Source organism: Nocardia sp. NPDC003726 (genome assembly GCF_053586955.1).
In genome coordinates, this window is the sequence record NZ_JBSFNF010000031.1 from 53500 (window position 1) to 71864 (window position 18365).

General features: G+C 68.4%; 16 protein-coding genes. 4 read left to right on the forward strand and 12 right to left on the reverse strand.

Translation table 11 applies throughout. The features are described from left to right. Positions 1 to 8: 8 nt before the first annotated feature. Both ACWDMM_RS29675 and ACWDMM_RS29680 read right to left on the reverse strand, forming a co-directional pair. Complete coding sequence (locus ACWDMM_RS29675; RefSeq protein ID WP_195080277.1) at positions 9 to 914, reverse strand: SDR family NAD(P)-dependent oxidoreductase; 906 nt, start codon at positions 912 to 914, stop codon at positions 9 to 11. A gap of 36 nt (positions 915 to 950) precedes the next feature. Next, positions 951 to 1898 carry an SMP-30/gluconolactonase/LRE family protein gene (locus ACWDMM_RS29680; protein ID WP_449940588.1) on the reverse strand — a complete coding sequence of 316 codons (948 nt, stop codon included), beginning with the start codon at positions 1896 to 1898 and terminating at the stop codon, positions 951 to 953. Between the two features lie 294 nt (positions 1899 to 2192). On the opposite strand from ACWDMM_RS29680, the gene ACWDMM_RS29685 reads away from it, so the two are divergent. After that, positions 2193 to 2453, forward strand: coding sequence for a nuclear transport factor 2 family protein (locus ACWDMM_RS29685; protein ID WP_195080279.1), 261 nt, complete (start codon positions 2193 to 2195; stop codon positions 2451 to 2453). 170 nt (positions 2454 to 2623) lie between these two features. Here the strand turns inward: ACWDMM_RS29685 and ACWDMM_RS29690 are convergent, their stop codons facing one another. Then, positions 2624 to 4084 carry an FAD-binding protein gene (locus tag ACWDMM_RS29690; RefSeq protein WP_449940591.1) on the reverse strand — a complete coding sequence of 487 codons (1461 nt, stop codon included), beginning with the start codon at positions 4082 to 4084 and terminating at the stop codon, positions 2624 to 2626. 138 nt (positions 4085 to 4222) lie between these two features. Between ACWDMM_RS29690 and ACWDMM_RS29695 the strand changes: the two genes are divergently transcribed. Continuing rightward, positions 4223 to 4600: a nuclear transport factor 2 family protein gene (locus tag ACWDMM_RS29695; RefSeq protein WP_449940592.1), complete on the forward strand. Its 378-nt coding sequence runs from the start codon at positions 4223 to 4225 to the stop codon at positions 4598 to 4600. A 9-nt stretch (positions 4601 to 4609) separates the two neighbouring features. On the opposite strand, the gene ACWDMM_RS29700 is transcribed toward ACWDMM_RS29695, so the two are convergent. Together ACWDMM_RS29700 and ACWDMM_RS29705 are read right to left on the reverse strand one after the other, a co-directional pair. Further along, complete coding sequence (locus ACWDMM_RS29700; RefSeq protein WP_449940595.1) at positions 4610 to 5143, reverse strand: VOC family protein; 534 nt, start codon at positions 5141 to 5143, stop codon at positions 4610 to 4612. Positions 5144 to 5184: 41 nt separating this feature from the next. After that, on the reverse strand, positions 5185 to 5985 hold the full coding sequence (locus ACWDMM_RS29705; RefSeq protein WP_357209237.1) for an SDR family NAD(P)-dependent oxidoreductase: 801 nt from the start codon (positions 5983 to 5985) through the stop codon (positions 5185 to 5187). Between the two features lie 432 nt (positions 5986 to 6417). Here ACWDMM_RS29705 and ACWDMM_RS29710 point away from each other — a divergent pair, with 432 nt between their 5' ends. Further along, positions 6418 to 6726: a hypothetical protein gene (locus ACWDMM_RS29710; RefSeq protein WP_195080283.1), complete on the forward strand. Its 309-nt coding sequence runs from the start codon at positions 6418 to 6420 to the stop codon at positions 6724 to 6726. A 377-nt stretch (positions 6727 to 7103) separates the two neighbouring features. Here ACWDMM_RS29710 and ACWDMM_RS29715 read toward each other — a convergent pair whose 3' ends face one another. From ACWDMM_RS29715 to ACWDMM_RS29745, 7 genes are read right to left on the reverse strand one after another with little or no spacing between them, the layout of a single operon-like run. Next, positions 7104 to 8093 (reverse strand): LacI family DNA-binding transcriptional regulator, encoded by a 990-nt coding sequence (locus ACWDMM_RS29715; protein ID WP_195080324.1) that lies wholly within the window; start codon positions 8091 to 8093, stop codon positions 7104 to 7106. Between the two features lie 52 nt (positions 8094 to 8145). After that, complete coding sequence (locus ACWDMM_RS29720; RefSeq protein WP_195080284.1) at positions 8146 to 9396, reverse strand: alpha-hydroxy acid oxidase; 1251 nt, start codon at positions 9394 to 9396, stop codon at positions 8146 to 8148. Beyond that, entirely contained in the window at positions 9396 to 10847 is a 1452-nt protein-coding gene (locus ACWDMM_RS29725) for a rhamnulokinase (RefSeq protein WP_357111487.1), read from the reverse strand. Before ACWDMM_RS29725 ends, ACWDMM_RS29720 begins: the two co-directional genes overlap by 1 nt. Then, entirely contained in the window at positions 10844 to 12880 is a 2037-nt protein-coding gene (locus ACWDMM_RS29730) for a bifunctional aldolase/short-chain dehydrogenase (protein WP_449940599.1), read from the reverse strand. Before ACWDMM_RS29730 ends, ACWDMM_RS29725 begins: the two co-directional genes overlap by 4 nt. 36 nt (positions 12881 to 12916) lie before the next feature. Continuing rightward, positions 12917 to 14116, reverse strand: coding sequence for an L-rhamnose isomerase (rhaI, locus tag ACWDMM_RS29735; RefSeq protein ID WP_357209229.1), 1200 nt, complete (start codon positions 14114 to 14116; stop codon positions 12917 to 12919). A 1-nt stretch (position 14117) separates the two neighbouring features. Next, positions 14118 to 15488 (reverse strand): MFS transporter, encoded by a 1371-nt coding sequence (locus tag ACWDMM_RS29740; RefSeq protein WP_323124408.1) that lies wholly within the window; start codon positions 15486 to 15488, stop codon positions 14118 to 14120. 51 nt (positions 15489 to 15539) lie between these two features. Then, positions 15540 to 15893 (reverse strand): L-rhamnose mutarotase, encoded by a 354-nt coding sequence (locus ACWDMM_RS29745; protein ID WP_323124409.1) that lies wholly within the window; start codon positions 15891 to 15893, stop codon positions 15540 to 15542. Positions 15894 to 16613: 720 nt separating this feature from the next. Here ACWDMM_RS29745 and ACWDMM_RS29750 point away from each other — a divergent pair. Further along, positions 16614 to 18089 (forward strand): UDP-N-acetylmuramoyl-L-alanyl-D-glutamate--2,6-diaminopimelate ligase, encoded by a 1476-nt coding sequence (locus tag ACWDMM_RS29750; RefSeq protein WP_449940602.1) that lies wholly within the window; start codon positions 16614 to 16616, stop codon positions 18087 to 18089. The last annotated feature ends 276 nt before the right edge of the window (positions 18090 to 18365 follow it).

An 18365-nucleotide genomic window follows, 5' to 3' on the forward strand; every position in this document is an offset into this window, starting at 1 on the left:
GTCGGGATTCAGGACACCGGCATCTGGGCCGGGGCGACGACCTGCGGCACAGCCTGCGGCGTGATCGCCATGATCTGCTCGAACTGCTCGGCGACGGTCTCGACGGTGAGCGAGGGGTCGTGGATGCCGACGGTATTGACCAGCGCCAACCGGTTCACGATGCCGCCCGCCACGTTGAACACCTCACCGGTGACCTGGCAGTCGGGATGCACCAGATAGGCCACCACCGGAGCCACGTGCTCCGGCAGCAGCGCCGTGCGCATGTACTCCATGATCTCCGGCGACAAGGTGTCGGCCGCTGCCTCGGCCATCCGGGTGCCCGCGCCCGGCGCGATGGCATTGACCTTGATGCCCGCGGCCAAGCCTTCGAGCGCCAAGTTGCGGGTCAGACCGAACAACGCGCCTTTGGAACCGCCGTAGTGCGACATACCCGGGTTGCCCAGCATCGCTTGCGAAATGGTGTTGACCACACGCGGGGCGTCGGCCTCGAGCAGGTGCGGCCAAGCCGCCCGGCACAACCGCATCGCGCCGAAGTAGTGCACGTCGAGATGACGCTGGTACTCCTCGTCCGGCACCTCCGTGAAGGGCGCGGTACGGACGATGCCCGCGTTGTTGACGACGGCCGAGAGCTTGCCGAACGACGAGATGGCGGCGTCGACCAGTGCGCGCGCCCCCTGCTCGGTCGAGACGTCGGCGTTGCAGGCGACGGCTTTGCCGCCGGCGGCGGTGATCTCGGCGACCACACCCGCGGCCGGGTCGTCACCCTCTACGCCGGAGCCGTCGATGCGGGCACCGAGGTCACCCACCACCACGGCGGCGCCACGCGAGGCGAGCAGCAGCGCGTTCGCCCGCCCGATGCCACGACCCGCGCCGGTCACGATGACGACGCGATCGCTGAAATCCAGTGTTGCCATTGTCTTTTCCTCGTATTCCTGGCTGTCTCGGTGTGATCAGGGGCGAGTGTCGCCGCCGCGGTGGGCCACATCGGCCACCCAGACGCTGCCCAGCGCCTCCCGGGCCGACTTCTCGAAGTCGTAGACCTCGTACCCGACCGTCATGTAGAGCCGGTCCCGGTCCGGGCCACCCAGCAGGCACGCGGAGGCGATGCCGTTCTCCAGCGGCATCGGGATCGCGTCGGTGATGCCCTGCTCGGTGAAGCGCGCGACGTAGCCGCCGCCGGGCATGGCCGCCCACACCCCGCCCTCCGCGTCGAGCCCGATGCCGTCGGGCATGAACGGGCAGGAGGCGAAGTCACGGGGGTTCGACAGCGTGCCGTCCGGAGCGCGGTCGAGCACGGTGATCTTGAACGCCATGACCTCGGCGGTGTAGACCTTGGTGCCGTCGGCGCTGACGGCGATCCCGTTCGCGCACAGCAGCGGACCCACCTTCTCCGGGGTGGAGACAGCGCCGTCCGGCTCGACCACGATCAGCGGAGAGGCGACCGGTTGCTCACCCTTGAAGATGTCGAAGCCGAGCTGGGTGATGTAGGCGCGACCGTCGGCGTCGACCACCATGTCGTTGGCGGCGGCCGAACAGTACTGCGAGATATCGGCATACACCGACAGGTCGCCGGGTCCGCCGCCACCGTGCACCAGCACCAGCTCCTCATGCATGGACACCACGATCAGGCGGCCGTCGGGCAGCCAGCCGAACCCGCCCAGCACGATCGGAGCATCGGTGTTCGCGGCGCGGCCGGTCGCGTCCACGACGACGGTTGCGTTGCCGTCGGCGTCGAGCGTTTTGAGAGTTCCGGTGTACATGTCCGAGAACCAGAAGGCGCCCGCGTGCCACCGCGGGCACTCCGGCCAGGAGTATCCACTCGAGACCTTGCGGGCCTCGAAAGTCGAGGCGCCGGCGGCGCTGACGGCGGCAGCGACGGTGTCAACGGGATTGGTCATGGTCTGGACCTTCCGGGAAACGGTGACCGATGTCGCCGGCCCCGCCTGCGGCGGGAACCGGTGTGCGGAAGCGCGAAACTCACGCGTGAACTGGGTCACAAGGACTTGGCATGTCAGGACGATAGGGCGCGCCTCACTCACCGGACGGTGCGCTCCCATTCAGCGGGAGCCCCCACCGGACGGAGCCGGTGCGCTTCCCGGCGAGCGGAACGGGTGGCCTCCGCACGGCGGCCGGTCTGCTGCTATGAGCGGACCGCGGCGGCGAACGGCACCGCCGGGAGAGGACCTGTCACCATGCCCGATCAGTCCGACCATCGGGCCATCGTCGGCGTGCTGAACCGATACGGTTACGCGCTCGACGGCCGCGACTGGACGATCCTCGAAGACGTCTTCCACCCCGACGCCTCCGGTGACTACGGCGGTTTCCGCGTCGAAGGGCGCGCCACGCTGATCCGGACCATCGCCGGATATCTCGATCCGTGCGGCCCATCCCAGCACTTGCTCGGCACCTATCGCGTCGCCGTCGACGGTGACGCGGCGGAATCCAGCTGTTAGGTCCGCGTCGTGCATATCGGCACGGGCGAGCGCGCGAAACCGTCGACCGGCCGGACAAGCTCGACGCGCTGTCGCCCGAGATGTCGGAGCGCCGGACGCCTTGTGCTGACCGGTTCAGGGCCCGCCTCGGCCAGCGGGAAATGGTCGAGGCCATCGATTGGCTCCCGCAGCTACGGCGCGGCCCACGACGCCGCATGCCGCCCCGCGCGCCGGCCGAAGTAGGAACCGGCGCCGAGTTGGGTTCCGCTGGCGTATCCCTTGCCGTCCTGGGCCAGGCTCGGTGCGCACGCGCCGGCGGCGTAGAGGCCCGGCACGACCGCACCGTCGCCGCCGACAACCCGGCCGTCGACCGTCGTGCGCAGCCCGCCGAGGGTGAATCCGGCGTAGGACGCCGCGCCCGGCGAGAGATCGAAGGCTGCCCACGGTCCGCGGTCCTGCGGCTCGACGTACTCCGGTTGCTTGTGGAAAGCCGGGTCCTCCCGGCGCACCGCGTGCGCGTTGTAATCGTCCAGGGTCTTCTGCAGGCTTCCCTCCGGAAGGGCGAGCGCAGCTTCCATCTCGGCGACGCTCTCCCAGCCGTCGATGAACGGCACCAACTGGAAATCGCGCTTCTCCAGATGCGCTTCGTCCAGAATCAGGTAGGCCTTCGCACCGGGCTGCTCCAGGACGAAACCCGCCGTGCGGGCGTGGTAGGAATCCTCGGCGACGAACCGCCGCCCGAGCGCGTTGACCACGATGCCGGTGAGATGGCGGGCGGGCGGATAGATCGGGGCGGTGAGGAAGCACTGGTCCATGTGTTCGGTCGCGCCGCCGACGGACATGCCCAGGCGGATGCCAAGCCCGTCGTCATAGGAGGAGCCCAGCGTGTAGGGCTTCTCGGCCAAGACCGGCGCGTATTGCCGCACCATGTCGGGATTCATGACGAAACCACCCGTCGCGACGACAACCGCACCCGCCTTGATTACTCCGCGCTGCGACAACCCTTTCCAGGCGACGCCCGTGACCACGCCCTGTCCGTCGCACACCAGGTTCCTGGCGCCGACGGCGTAGCGTATCTCTACGCCGAGGCGCGCGAGGCGCTCCACGAGCAGCCCGGTGACGAGCGCCGCGCCGCCGGTGTCACCGGCGACGGGAACCTTGTGTCCGCGTGGCGCCGGCACCGCCAGCTCGCGAAACGGCCAGACGTTCTCATTGCCGGTGTGCATCAAACCCTGCGTACCGGGCTGGATCACCGCCTTCTGCGGGTAGAAGGTGCGCTCGAACTGGAAGCCCAGGTCCTCCAGCCAGTGGAAGTGCTCGACGCTGTCGGCACAGTAGGCGCGAATCTTGTCCACGTCGGGGCTGCGTGAAACTGCGGTGAGGTACTTCGCCATCTCTTCGGCCGAATCGGAGTGCCCGGTCGCCGTCTGCACGGGCGTGCCACCGCCGAGGTAGAAATGGCCTCCGGCCATCGCCGAGGTCCCGCCAGGCGCCGCCGCGCGTTCCAGGACGAGCACCCGTGCTCCTTGTGCCGCGGCCTCGGCCGCCGCGCAACCCCCGGCGATGCCCGCGCCGATCACGACGACGTCGACCTCGTCCGACCACTCCGCCACCTCGGCGGCCGCCACTACTTCAGGAATATCGGTTCGCATGCCGGGCAGAGTCGCCCGGACCGACGGCGATGCGCCAGATCGCCTCCCACCGAGCGGAACGAGCCCCCCACGCCTGGGGGCCGGTCTGCTGCCATGAGCAGGTCGAGGCGGCCGAAAGCGCCGCCGGGAAAGGACTCCATGTCATCGGTAGCGCAGATCACCGCGGTGGTGCGCGAATACGTGTCCCGCCTCACCACCGGCACGGCGGCGGAAATCGCCGCCCTCTACGCCGAGGACGCCACTGTGGAAGACCCCGTCGGCGCGGACGTCCGGCGCGGGCGCGACGCCATCACCGCCTTCTACGGCCCGCTCGACGCCGTCGACAACAGCGCGGAGCTGCTGGTGGTCCGGGTCTCGGGGTCTTCGGCGGCCTTCCACATGCGAGTCACCACGACGACGCCCGACCGGGTGATCATCGTAGAACCCATCGATGTCATGGCCTTCGACGCCGACGGACACATCACGAGCATGCGCGCCTTCTACAACGCCGCCGATATCGTCACCACAGCTCGCTGAGAGCGGGGCTCACCGCCCTGCGGCCAGCCTCGCGGCCACGCGCTCCCACATGGTCGTGTCGGTGCGCGGGCCGCCCGGGGTGTCGGCACCGTAACGCGCGACCTCGGCCGTGATGTTTAACGGAGCCGTCATCGCGGTGCCCGGCCGCAGCGCCTCCTCGACATGTTCGTCCGGAACCAGCCAGCACACCTCGAACTCGATGCCGTCGGGGTCGCGACCGTACAGCGCTTTGGTCGAGACGTGGTCGCAGGCACCGATCTCGGCGCCCACACGCCTCAGACGATCGCGGACCGCCGCGAGTTCGGACAGTGTCGCGACCTCCCAGGCGACGTGATACAACCCCACGGAGCCTGCCGCAGGGACGGCACGGTTCCTGGATCGGAACAGCCCCAGATCGTGGTCATTCGCCGATCCCGCGCAGCGCAGGAACGCGCCACCCGGGACGCCTTCGGGCAGACGTTCGAACCCGAGCACGCTCTCGTAGAACTCCAAGCTGCGCTCCAGATCCGCTACGTACAGAACGATGTGGTTGATTCCGCGCATATCCCTGTGACCTCCTCGCCGGCTGCTCCGCTCGATCCGGCTCACTCGGCGCGAAGCACGTTCTTCATCTGCCCGGCAACCATGTTCGTCGCCCAGCGCGGAGCGAGGCGGACGAGCCGGTCGAGCAGATTCGCGTCCTGCCCGACGAGCACCCGGAAGCTGCCCTTCTCCATGCCGGCGACGACCAGATCGGCCGTACGCTCGGGGGTACTCGCCCTGACCTTCCGGCCGCCGGAGTCGATCATCGCGACGCCTGAGTTGCCGCTCAGATTCGTGCTGACGTTGCCGGGGAAGACAGTGACGACTGTGACGTTCGTGTCCGCCAGCTCCTGGTACAGCCCCTCGCTGAACTGCTTCACCGCTGCCTTGGTGGCGCTGTAGATCGTCTGGCCCGCAAAGGGAATCAGCCCGGACAGACTCGACATGTTCACCAGGATCGCCTCGGGACGCGTCCGCAGCTCGGGCAGAAACGCCAGGCACATGTCGATGGTGCCCCACAGGTTCACCCGCACCACCCGCTCGATCTCGCCACGCTCGAGTTCGATGACGGGAGCGAAGCGATGGATGATGCCCGCGATGTTCACCAGGCCGTCGACCTCTCCGTGCTCGGCCAGCACCGCGGCGGGCAGCGCTGCGACGGCCGCCGGGTCGGTGACATCGGCAACGTGCAGCGAGAGGCGGTCCTCCGGCGCGCCGGCGAGCGCACGCGTCTCCCGCAGCCAATCCTCGTTCAGGTCGATGAGCGCGACTCGCGCTCCGCGCGCGAGCAGGCGCAGCGCCGTCTGCCTGCCGATGCCGTTGCCCGCTCCGGTGACGGCCAAAACCTTTCCGTTCAGTTGCATCGGTCCTCGTTTCTGAGTAGCACGGCGTCGCAGGCACCTCGTGCTACGGATGCCGCCTGGATTCGAGCGGTACCGGGAGGCGCCGCAGGGATCGGGACGCCGATAGACGTTCCCCGACACCAGATGCTCGACGGTTCCAGCCAGCCGCGCGGCAGTCCGCACGTCCGGAACAACTCTCGCTCCACCATGCCCGAGGAGAACGTCCTGACGGTTTCCGATGCCACAACGCCAGCGTGGCGCAACTCGGCCGCTCTCGACGACAGGTGTCCCGCTGGTCGGGAGATGCGACGAACAGATTCATCCACCGAAGCGCCTGATCGAACTAGCACGTGACACCGGCGCTACTTTTCGTCTACCTTACTGTCTCGTGCTAGTGATACACCTCTCACTGTCGCTCGACAGTGTTCCGAACCACTTCGATGAGGAACTTCGATGAAACTTCGCCGAACGACGCTCACGGCCGCGCTCGCCGTGACCGGCGTCGTGGTGGGCATGACCACCGCGCATGCCGATTCGAACCAGCCGCCGCCCGTGTCCTATCAGGCAAAGCTGGTCGGCGAATCGGTGGTGACCACCCTCGAGAACGGCAGCTTCGCCCTGCAGGACGCCGACGTCCCAGGACGACGCGAGCGCACTTGCTGTCGGGAAGCAGGTCGCGGGGCGGCTTCTGCCGATACCCAGATGATCTCCCGCTTTGCCCTGATCCCGAAGTCCGTGGGGGCCATCGGTGAGCATCAATGAACGGACTCCGGGAACGGCTCGCGTGGTCCAGAACGACGCCCCAGCGCCGAGCGCGATCTTTTGATCGAGCGTCAGCGCCGCCGTGGGGGCCTCTTCAGCGATTGCGTCCATGAGGGCTTCGCATCTCCTGTCACTATCTCGTGCTAGTTGCACGATAGCAGTCGACGGCCAGAACAGGCAGATCTCCTCATGCACCGCGTGCGCAGGCATGACACCGCGCCTTACCCGGGCCGTACGCTCACCGCCGCTCGCTCAGGAGAGAAACACCTCCGAGACACGAAGTCGGCGGATCACCGGAAGTCGTCGCACTCGCGACGCGTCGTGGCCGCTCACCTCCTGGGACAGGTGTCACCGATAATCGGAAGTCGTCGGATCGTTCAGCCGACGGTGGAGGCACGCTCGACGAGATCGGGGCGGAAACAGATATGTTCCTGCCCCTGCTGCCGATCGTTTGCCGCTGCTACCAGAAGGTCGATGGCAGAGGATCCGATGTCCGCGCGCGGCTGGCGGATCGAGGTGAGCGGGACGACGACGGACTGGGCGAAATCGATGTCGTCGTAACCGATCAGGGCCACGTCGTCGGGCACCGTGACGCCGTGCAGGGTCAGGCCCTGCAAGACGCCGATGGCGAGCAGGTCGTTGACGCAGAAGACGGCGTCGGGGCGGTCGCCTGCGGGCATGGCGGCGAGGCGTTCACCCGCGGCGCGGCCGGCGAGCACGGTGGGGGCGGGTGTGTCGATAACGGTGAGGGTGACGCCGGGGCGCCCGGCGGCGGCGCGGTGAGCGCCGGTGCGGCGGTCCGCGATCTGGGAGAGCGTCGCGGGGCCGCCGACGACGGCGATGCGGCGGCGGCCGGTGGCGCACAGGTGCTGGACGGCCAGTTCTCCACCGGCCACATCGTCGACGGCGACCGAGGAGAAGGGGGTGCCGTGCCCGTCGCGGTCCACCAGCACGACCGGAACGCCTCGGTTGTGCAGGGCGATCAGCCGGTCCTGATCGCTCCCGGACGGGGTGATGAGCAGACCGTAAACCCTTTGTTCGTCGAAGGTTTCGAGGTAGAGCCGCTCCCGGTGGGGGTCGTCGTCGCTGGAGCCGAGCAGCACGACGAGGTCGTGTTCGGCGGCGCGCTGCTGGGCGGCGCGGGCGACGTCGGAGAAGAAGGGGTTGGCGATGTCGAGCACTACCAGGCCGACGCAGCGGGAGCGGCCAGCCTTGAGCTGACGGGCCGCGTCGTTGCGGACGAATCCGAGGCGATCGATGGCGGCCAGTACCCGTTCCACGGTGGCGGGAGCGACTTTGTCGGGGGCGTTGAGCACGTTGGAGACGGTGCCGACCGACACCGAGGCCGCAGCGGCCACTTCCCGCATGCTCACCACCGGTGACCGCGCCTCCTATGTGCCGATACTTTGCCCGAACTCCTCACCTTCGATCTTGGATGGACACCGCGCGCGGGGCAAGTCTGGTCAGCTGGGTGACGTGCCGGGGCTGCAGTTCTTCCAGGCAGGTCACGCCGAGCAGTCGCATGGTGCGCTCGATCTGCCCGGCCAGGATCTCCACCGCACGGGCGACACCGGCCTCGCCGCCCGCCATCAAGCCGTAGAGGTAGGCGCGACCGATGAGGGTGAAGCGGGCGCCGAGCGCGATGGACGCGACGACGTCCGCGCCGGACATGATGCCGGTGTCGAGGATGATCTCGGTGTCGTTGCCCAGTTCGGCGGCGACCTCGGGCAGCAGGTGGAACGGCACCGGTGCCCGATCCAGCTGTCGTCCACCGTGATTGGACAGCACGATGCCGTCGACTCCGACGTCCACCACGGCGCGGGCGTCGGGGAGGGTCTGGATGCCCTTCACCACGACCTTGCCCGGCCACTGGTCCCGGATCCAGGCCAGGTCCTCGAAATTCACCGTGGGGTCGAACATGGAGTCGAGCAGTTCGGCGACGGTGCCGGACCAGCGGTCCAGGGACGCGAAGGCCAGCGGTTCGGTGGTGAGGAAGTCGATCCACCAGCGCGGCCGGGGCAGCGCGTCCAGGACAGTGGCCGGGGTGAGCGCGGGTGGGATGGACATGCCGTTGCGGGTATCGCGCAGCCGGGCGCCGGCCACCGGCACGTCCACGGTCACCAGCAAGGTGTCGAAGCCCGCGGCGGCGGCCCGCTCGACCAGAGCCATGGACCGGTCGCGGTCCTTCCACATGTAGAGCTGAAACCAGTTGCGCCCGTGCGGGTTGGCGGCTGCCACGTCCTCGATGGAGGCGGTGCCCATGGTGGAGAGCGAGAAGGGGATGCCGGCTCGCCCTGCCACACGTGCGCCCGCGTACTCCCCCTCGGTCTGCATCATGCGGGTGAAACCGGTGGGGGCGATGCCGAAGGGCAGCGAGACAGGACCGCCGAGCACGTCCCAGCCGGTGGTCACCTTGGACACGTCACGCAGGATCGCGGGGTGGAATTCGATGTCCAGGAACGCTTGCCGTGCGCGATCGAGCGAAATCTCCGCTTCGGCGGCGCCGTCGGTGTAGTCGAACGCCGCCCGCGGGGTGCGCCGCTTGGCGATACGGCGCAGGTCTTCGATGGTGAGTGCGGCGTCGAGGCGGCGCCGGGTCGCGTTCAGACGCGGCGCGCGGAACCGTAGCAGCGGTGCGAGATCGCGGGGGCGGGGTACTTGTCGCTTCATCAGCCAGCCTTCCTGACGGGTTCGGTGCGCGGCTCGTGCCGCTGCGGCGGGAACGCGGTGGCCACCTCGGCCCGCAGCGCGTCCACGTCGCCGTGCAGCAATCCGTGTGCGCGGGCTTGGACCAGTATGTTGCCGAGTGAGGTCGCCTCCACCGGGCCTGCGAGCACCGGTAGGCCGGAGTGGTCGGCCAGCAGCTGACACAGCAGCCGGTTGCGCGCGCCACCGCCGACCAGGTGGATAGTGCGCACGGGGACGCCGCTGAGTTCGGCGGCGGTGCGCACGCCGGTGGCGAAAGCGGCGGCAAGACTCTCCACGATCGCTCGCACGGTCGCGACCGGCCCTTCCGGCACCCGCAAATCGCGCTGCGCGTACCACTCCGCGATGCGCTGGGGGATGTCGCCGGGTACGAGGAACACAGGATCGTCTACGTCGAATACTGCTGCGGGCGCGGGGCTTTCGGCGGCCGCGGCGAGCAGGCGGGCCAGATCATAGGTCGCGCCCGCGCCCTGCCAGTGCCGCATGGATTCGCTGAGCAGCCACAGCCCCATCACATTGCGCAGGAAACGGGTGCGACCGTCCAGACCCGCCTCGTTGGTGAAGTTGGCGGCCCGGCTCGCCGGGCCGATCAGCGGGTCGGACAGTTCCACGCCCACCAAACCCCAAGTGCCGCAGGAAATGTAGGCCGCAGACTCCGGCGCCATCGGGACAGCGGCGACCGCGGACGCGGTGTCGTGCGAGGCGACGGTACTCAGGGTGAGTCGGCGGTCCAGCCCGAACGCCGACGCGACACCGGGCAGTACCGGGCCAAGCGGGGTGCCGGGATCAGCCAGCGCCGGGAAGAGGCTCGGCAGCCTCAGCCGCGCCCGCAGGTCGGCGTCCCAGCGGCCGTCGATGCCGAGCAGGCCGGTGGTGGACGCGTTGGTCCGCTCGGTGACCCGAGTTCCGGTGAGCCAGAAGCCCAGCAGGTCCGGAATCAGCAGAGCCGAGTCGGCGGCGGCCAATGTGCCCGCGATCCGCTCGGCTACGAGCTGGTACACGGTGGTGAACGGTAGGAACTGGAGGCCGTTGCGGCCGTACAGATCCGACGGTGCGACGACGGCGTGCGCGGCGGCGACACCGTCGGCGGTACGGCCGTCGCGGTAGTGGTAGGGCAGTCCGAGCAGCCGACCGTCGCGGAACAGGCCGTAATCCACCGCCCACGAGTCGATTCCGGCGCCGAGCAACGCGGGTTCGGACCGGGCGGCCTCGGCCAGCCCGCGCCCGACCTGCCGGTACAACCCGGGCAGATCCCAGTGCAGTGCCTCGCGAACGCCGTTCCACAGCGGCAGTGGATCGTTGGCGAACCGGGCGACTTGCCGCATGGTGAGCCGACCCGGGCCGACCCGGGCGAGCATCACCCGTCCGCTGGTGGCCCCTAGATCGACCGCGGCCACCGCGCCGGTCGCGGTCATCGCAGGAACGCCGCGGCGACCCCGGCGTCGACCGGCACGTGCAGGCCGGTGGTGTGCGAGAAGTCCGCGCTGCACAACGCGAACGCGGCGTTGGCGATGTGCTCGGGCAGCACCTCCCGTTTGAGCAGGGTGCGCTGGGCGTAGAAGGCGCCCAACTCGGACTCCTCCACCCCGTAGACCGCGGCGCGCTGCGCGCCCCAGCCACCGGCGAAGATGCCCGAGCCGCGCACTACCCCGTCGGGGTTGATGCCGTTGACCTTGATGCCGTGTTCGCCGAGTTCGGCGGCAAGCAGCCGCACCTGGTGCGCTTGGTCGGCCTTGGCCGCCGAGTACGCGATGTTGTTCGGACCGGCGAAGATCGAGTTCTTGGACGAGATGTAGAGGATGTCACCACCCATACGCTGGTCGATCAGCACACGGGCCGCCGCCTTGGAAACCAGGAACGAGCCCTTGGCCATGACGTCGTGTTGCAGGTCCCAGTCCGCTTCGGTTGTCTCGAGCAGCGACTTCGACAGCGACAGTCCGGCATTGTTGACCACCAGGTCCAGGCCGCCGAACGCGAGCACCGCCGCGTCCACCGCGGCCTGGACCTGCCCCTCATCGGTGACGTCGGCACTGATGCCGACCGCCACGTCGGCCGAGCCGATCTCGGCCGCGACCTCGATGGCCTTCTCGCCGTCCCGGTCGGCGACCACCACGCAGGCGCCCTCGGCGGCGAGCCGCCGGGCGATGGCCTTGCCGATGCCGGACGCCGCGCCGGTGACCAAAGCGATCCGGGTGGCCAGCGGCTTGGGTTTCGGCCGGCGGGCCAGCTTGGCTTCTTCCAGCGCCCAGTACTCGATCCGGAACTTCTCGGCCTCGTCGATCGGCTGGTATCGAGACACCGACTCGGCACCGCGCATGACATTGATGGCATTGAGATAGAACTCGCCCGCCACCCGCGCGGTCTGCTTGTCCGCGCCATAGCTGAACATGCCGACGCCCGGGATCAGCACGATGGCCGGGTCGGCGCCGCGCATGGCCGGGGAGTCCTGGGTGGCGTGCCGCTCGTAGTAGGCGCGATACTCCGCCCGGTACGCCTCGTGCAGTTCGGTGAGCCGTTCCTTGCACCGCTCCACGGATGCGTCCGCGGGCAGGTCGAGCACCAGCGGCGCGACCTTGGTCCGCAGGAAGTGGTCCGGGCAGCTGGTGCCGAGCGCGGCCAGCCGCGGATGCTCGGCGCGAGAGAGGAATTCGAGCACCCGGGCGGTGTCGGTGAAGTGCCCCACCTGGCGTCGGTCGGTGGACGCGAGTCCACGCAGGAACGGCGCCAGCGCGGCCGCCTTGGCCCGGCGCTGCGACTCGGGCAGCGCCTCATAACCCGGCAGTACGGCCCCGAACGGCTCGGGCTTGCCGTTGACCTGCAGGAAACGCTCGATGGTCTGGATGATCTCGCGGGAATGCGCCTCCGCGTCGTCCGAGGTGTCGCCCCAGGCGGTGATGCCGTGCCCGCCGAGGATGGTGCCGATCGCCTGCGGGTTGCGCCTGCGGATCTCGGCGATGTCGAGGCCCAGTTGGAAACCGGGTCGCCGCCACGGCACCCACACCACCCGGTCGCCGAAGATCTTCTCGGTCAACGCCGGGCCGTCCACGGCGGTGGCCAGCGCGATCCCGGAGTCCGGGTGCAGGTGGTCCACGTGCGCCGCCTCCACCAAGCCGTGCATGGCGGTGTCGATGGAGGGGGCGGCGCCGCCGCGACCGTGCAGTGTGTAGTCGAACGCCGCGACCATCTCGTCTTCGCGCTCGACACCCGGATAGACGCCGACCAGGGCACGCAACCGGTCCAGCCGCAGCACGGCCAGGCCCTGCTCGGTGAGCGTGCCGAGGTCACCGCCGGAGCCCTTGACCCACATCAGCTCGACGGGCTCGCCGGTCACCGGGTCGGTGTCGGTGCCCTTGGCGGAGGTGTTGCCGCCGGCGTAGTTGGTGTTCTTCGGGTCGGTGCCGAGCCGGTTGGACCGGGCGATGAGGTCCGCGACCGTGGGGTGGGTCATGACAGGTTCTTTCCTCGTTTCGGGTGGTCGATGTGGTCAGGCGCCCCAGGAGGCGGCGCTGCCCCCGGCGCGTTCGGCGGTGAGCCGTTCCTGCTGCCCGGAGCGGGCATAGGCGGCCATGGGGTCCTCCGGCAAGCCTCGCTCGGCGCGCCAGGCCGCCAGCCGCGGCCGGACGTCGGTGTAGAAGGCGTCCATGAACACACCGTTGGCGGTGAGCACGTCCCCCGCCTCCTGGGCGGCGGCCAGTGCGTCGAGATCGACCAGCGCGGCGCGCGCGGTCATCTCCTGCACATTGAGCACCGAGCGGATCTGGCCGGGGATCTTGTCCTCGATGTTGTGGCACTGGTCGAGCATCAGCGCGACCCCGGACGCCGGGTCGAGGCCGCCGCCGCGCAGCACTTCGAACAGGATGCGGAACAGCTGGAACGGATCGGCCGCGCCGACGATCAGGTCGTCGTCGGCGTAGAACCGAGAATTGAAGTCGAACGACCCCAGCTTCCCCAGCCGCAGCAACTGCGCCACGATGAACTCGATATTGGTGCCCGGTGCGTGATGCCCGGTGTCCAGGCACACCACCGCCCGCTCCCCGAGCGCGCTCACCTGGGTGTAGGCGGTACCCCAATCCGGTACGTCGGTCATGTACATGGCCGGCTCGAAGAACTTGTACTCCAGCACCAACCGCTGGTTCGCACCGACATGCCGGTAGATGGTGGCCAGCGATTCGGCGAGACGATCTTGGCGCCCCCGAATATCGCCCTGGCCGGGATAATTGGTGCCATCCGCCAGCCAGATCTTCAAATCCCGCGACCCGGTGGCCGCCATGATCTCCAGGCAGTCGAAGTGGTGGTCGATCGCCTTCTGCCGGATCCGCTTGTCGGTGTGGGTCAGGCTGCCGAACTTGTAGTCGTCGTCCTGGAAGGTATTGGAGTTGACCGTGCCGAGCCGGACCCCGAGATCTTCGGCATACCGCGCGAGTTCACCGTAGTCCGAGACGGTGTCCCATGGGATGTGCAGCGCGACGGTGGGTGCGAGCCCGGTGAGCCGGTGCACGGTGGCCGCGTCGGCGATCTTCTCGTGGACGGTGCGGGCCGTGCCGGGGGTCCCGAACACTTTGAACCGGGTGCCGGAGTTACCGAACGCCCAGGACGGCAACTCGATGGCGAGGGACTCCAGGACGGTGTCGACGGACACGAGCGGCGCTCCTTTTACGGGGGCAGGGAGATACGGGTCGGTCATGTCAGTGCCCTCCCACCGGGGCGCCCTCGACACCGCGACCGGTCTCGGTGCTGATCACCGTGCGCGGCCCGACTCCGCCGAGCTCGCCCACGGGGCTGCCGTAGCGCTCGACTTCGATCTCGCGCAGCGTCTTGCCCTGCGTCCGCGGCGCGAACACCGCACCGATCACCAGCGCGACGGTGAGCAGTCCGACCAGCAGCAAGCCGACGGTGGTGAGCCCGGTGGCGGCGAGCATGGTCGGGAAGAAGTAGCTGAGCAGGCCGGTGGCCGAGCGGACCACGAAGAACAGGAAACCCTGAGCGCTGGCCCGATAGGGGGTGGCGAAAAGTTCGCTGGTCCACAGGCTGTAGAACGCTTGCGCGCCGATGCCGCTGGAGATTCCCCACAGCACCGCGAACAGCAGCAAGGTCGGCATCCCGGCGTCGGTGAAGAACACCAGCACGCACCAAGCCAGCACCCCCAGCGCCGCGCCGATGAGGTAGAGCAGCCGCTGCGAGATCCGGTCGGCGTAAGCCATGAAACCGAAGTACGTGGCCGCGACGGTGCACCCCCATACCAGCACCTGCAGCAGGTTCTGCTGCACGGCACTGTGCACACCGGCGCTGTCGTAGACCCGCGGCATGAAGATGCCGGCCTGGCCTGCGACGGTGTTCCAGAATCCGTAGATGCCCATCAGCACGAGCAGGGCGGTGAGATTGATCCGGCGCGAGAACAGCCCGCGCAGCCCTTGCCCACCCGTGGTCGACCGCAGCGATGCGCTCGCACCGGAGGCCGCCTCGTCCTGCCAGATCTTCGATTCGGCCAGCCCTTGCCGGATCCACCAGACCACGGCCGCCACCACGAACAGATGCAGGAAGATCAGCCGCGAGCCGAGCAATCCCAGCGGCGCAAGCGCGGCGGCCAAGGCGAATCCCACCAGCGGCCCCACCGACCAGGCCAGCTGCGCGGTACCGACGTGGCGAGCGCGGTTGGTGGTCGGCGCCTGCTCGGCGATGTAGGTCCAGGAAGCGGGCACCCCCGCTCCGACCGCGACACCGGTGATCACGAACGCGGCCAGCAGCATCGCGAAGTTCATCGCGAACGCCGCGAGCAGTACGCCCGCCATGTAGACGAGCAGGTCGTAGGTGTAGATCGCCTTGCGGCCGAAGCGGTCGCACAGGGGCCCGCCGATCCCCGCGCCGATCGCCGCGCCGAAGGCGTTTGCGCTCAGCGCGGCCAGCAGGCCCACGGCGAAGTTGCTGATGCCGAACGCGTCCTGCCAGAAGGTCAGGCTGGTGGCGATGGCGATGATGGAGCCGGCCTCGATGTAGTTGGACATCGCGACGGAGATCGTCGCCTTCCACCCGGTGGTGGTTCGTGCGCCTACCTTCATTGGTATTCCTCGGGTCTAGCAGTGGGTTCCAAGCGGAGTGGGGACGATGGGTCAGTCGAGGTGGAAGTACTCCGCGAGGCGGTGCACGGATTCGTCCGGACGCGCGTCCGGCTGCACCCGGGAGAACGGGGACGCCTGGAAATACTCGGCCATGCTCGCCTGCCAGCGCGCGTTGACCTCGGTGGCCGCCATCGCCGCCTGTGCGCGTGCGAAGTCCTGGGTTTCCAGGTAGCCGACGACCAATCCGTCCTCTGGACGGAGGAACAGCGAGTAGTTCCGCCAACCCGCCGCCCGCAGCGCCGCCAGCATCTCCGGCCACACCGTGGCATGCGCGGCCAGATAGTCCTCGATCCGGTCCGGCCGCAAAGTCAGCAGGAAGCAGACACGCTCCATGGTGTCGGGCATAGGTTCAACCTCGATTGAAACGTTTCAAAATGTGAATGCAGTCACCGTACGGGGCATTGGTGATCCAGTCAATACTGGATCGCAGCGCCCGGAACGAACCCCGCCGACCGAGTACCCGCGAACTTAGGAGACCGAGGGCACCGCGACCCCGCCGCCTTCGCGCTCGAAGGTTTCGCTACCGCGTACCGGATCAGACAGCCCATCACCCTGCGAGCCATCAAGGTCGCAGTCGGAGGCGTCATCGAGCGGCCGTGTGCTCGAGTTGCGAACGCTGCGTCGGGTCGTGGCACAACCTAGGGAGCCAACCGAGCCTGTCGGTGTCGTCGCGGCCGGGTCCTGTGGACGCAGGGCGCAATGGACGTTCAGGAGACCGGCCCACGCGGCGACGTCGGAGGGAGTCGGCCGCTTCGGACAGGCCGCCGACGAGCATTTGGAAGTGGTCTCGGACCCGGAAGCCCGCCCAAGCGGCGCTGTAGAGGAGCAGGCCGAAACTCGGTTGACCGAGGAGTCGCGCGACCGTGCGACGAACTCGACTTGTACGCCCTCCGGGTAAGGCGTGCCCCCGATGGCGTCGTTGGACGCCCTCGACCCGCGCCGCACCGATGGTCGCGACGCGACCGGCGCAGTTCGGCAAGTCAGCGGATGTGAGGTGGTTCACTGTCCAGCATGACCGCGCAGATCAGGGGTGCCGATCGTCCGCGACCGCCGCATCGCCGGTCGATGAGCGATCTCGCCCTGCGCTTGGGCGCGCCGGGGCCACCGGACGGTCTCGCGGCGGAATCGACGATCGCCGGAATCAGTCAGGATTCGCGGCTGGTCGAGCCGGGCGAGGTGTACGCGGCGCTACCCGGCGCCCGCCACCATGGCGCCGCTTTCGCGGTCGAGGCGGCGGCCCGCGGCGCGGTCGCGGCGATCAGCGACCGGCCGTGTGAGGCGCTGCCGACCTTTCTGGTCGATGACCCCCGACGTGTGCTGGGGCCGCTCGCCTCGTGGATCTACTGCCACCCCTCCCGCGAACTCGACGTCTTCGGCGTCACCGGAACCAACGGCAAGACCAGCACCGCCTATCTGCTCGACGCGGGCCTGCGGGGGGCGAAGATCGAAACCGGTTTGATCAGCGGCGTCGAGATCCGCGGACCGTGGGGCGAGCGGCCGGCCGTGCGGACTACACCCGAGGCCAGCGAACTGCAACAAACCCTGGCGACCTTCCACGCGAGCGGCGTGTCCGCGGTCGCGCTGGAAGTGTCCAGTCACGCGCTGGCTCTACACCGCGTCGAAGGGATTCGATTCCGCGTCGGCGTTTTCACCAATCTCGGCGCGGATCACCTGGATTTCCACAACGACCTCGAAAACTACTACTCGGCGAAGGCGAAACTGTTCTCGCCTGAGCGATGCGAGTCCGCCGTGATCGGCATCGATGACGACTACGGCCGACGACTCGCCGCGGAAACCGCACTTCCCCACCGCACGTTCTCGACACAATCCACAGCAGCCGACTTCTACGCCGACCACATCCGGCTCGACGAACACAACACCTCGTTCGTTGTGCACGGCGCCGACCGCAGCACCGCGGTCCGGCTCAGACTCCTTGGCCGTCATCAGGTCGACAACGCCCTCGGCGCGATCGCGGCCCTTTCCACAGCAGGCGTCGATCCGGAATCCGCGATCGAAGGCATGGAAAGTCTGGAATGCGTCCCAGGCCGGATGCAGCGCATCGAGGCCGGACAACCGTTCCTGGCTTTCGTCGACTACATGCACAACACCGCAGGCCAACAACGCCAATTCCCCTACCTGCGATCATTGACCAGCGGCAAGATCATCGTCGTCATCGGAGCCACCGGTGAACGCGACCCCGGCAAACGCCGCCCCCTGGGCTGGACAGCGGCAACCTTCGCCGACACGGTCATCGTCACCGACGAAAGCCCCTTCTCCGACAACCCCGCGCGACTGCGAGAAGACGTCGCCGCAGGCGCCTACGCCGCCGGCCACGCCGAAGTCATTCTCGAACCCAGACGCGCCGACGCGATCGCCTTGGCCGTCACCCTCGCCCAACCCGGCGACGTCCTCGTCGTCACCGGCCGCGGACACGACCCCGTGCAAACATACGGCGCCGTAACACTCGCCTTCGACGATCGAACCGAACTGCGACACGCTCTGGAACGCGGCACGGCAAACGTCGTCCCACCTCGTCGATAACACCCGGCGAAACCGGGATTCGGTCGCGCTCGTCCTCGCCGCTCATCTCCAACGCCTCCCGCGCGTTGCGCGCACCGTCGGCGACCTACCGGCCGACAACAACCGGCTCGCCTATCGAATGTGCTGGTGACGAGCAGGATGCCGGCGGCGGACGATCCATGACAGAAAACAGCTACTCGGTAAGCGGGAAAATCTGTATCGCAGGGTGTAGACATTCTGGAAAGCGGGGAGTACATTCACTGTCGTTGGAGATGAGATGTCTGGTTGGCCGGGCAG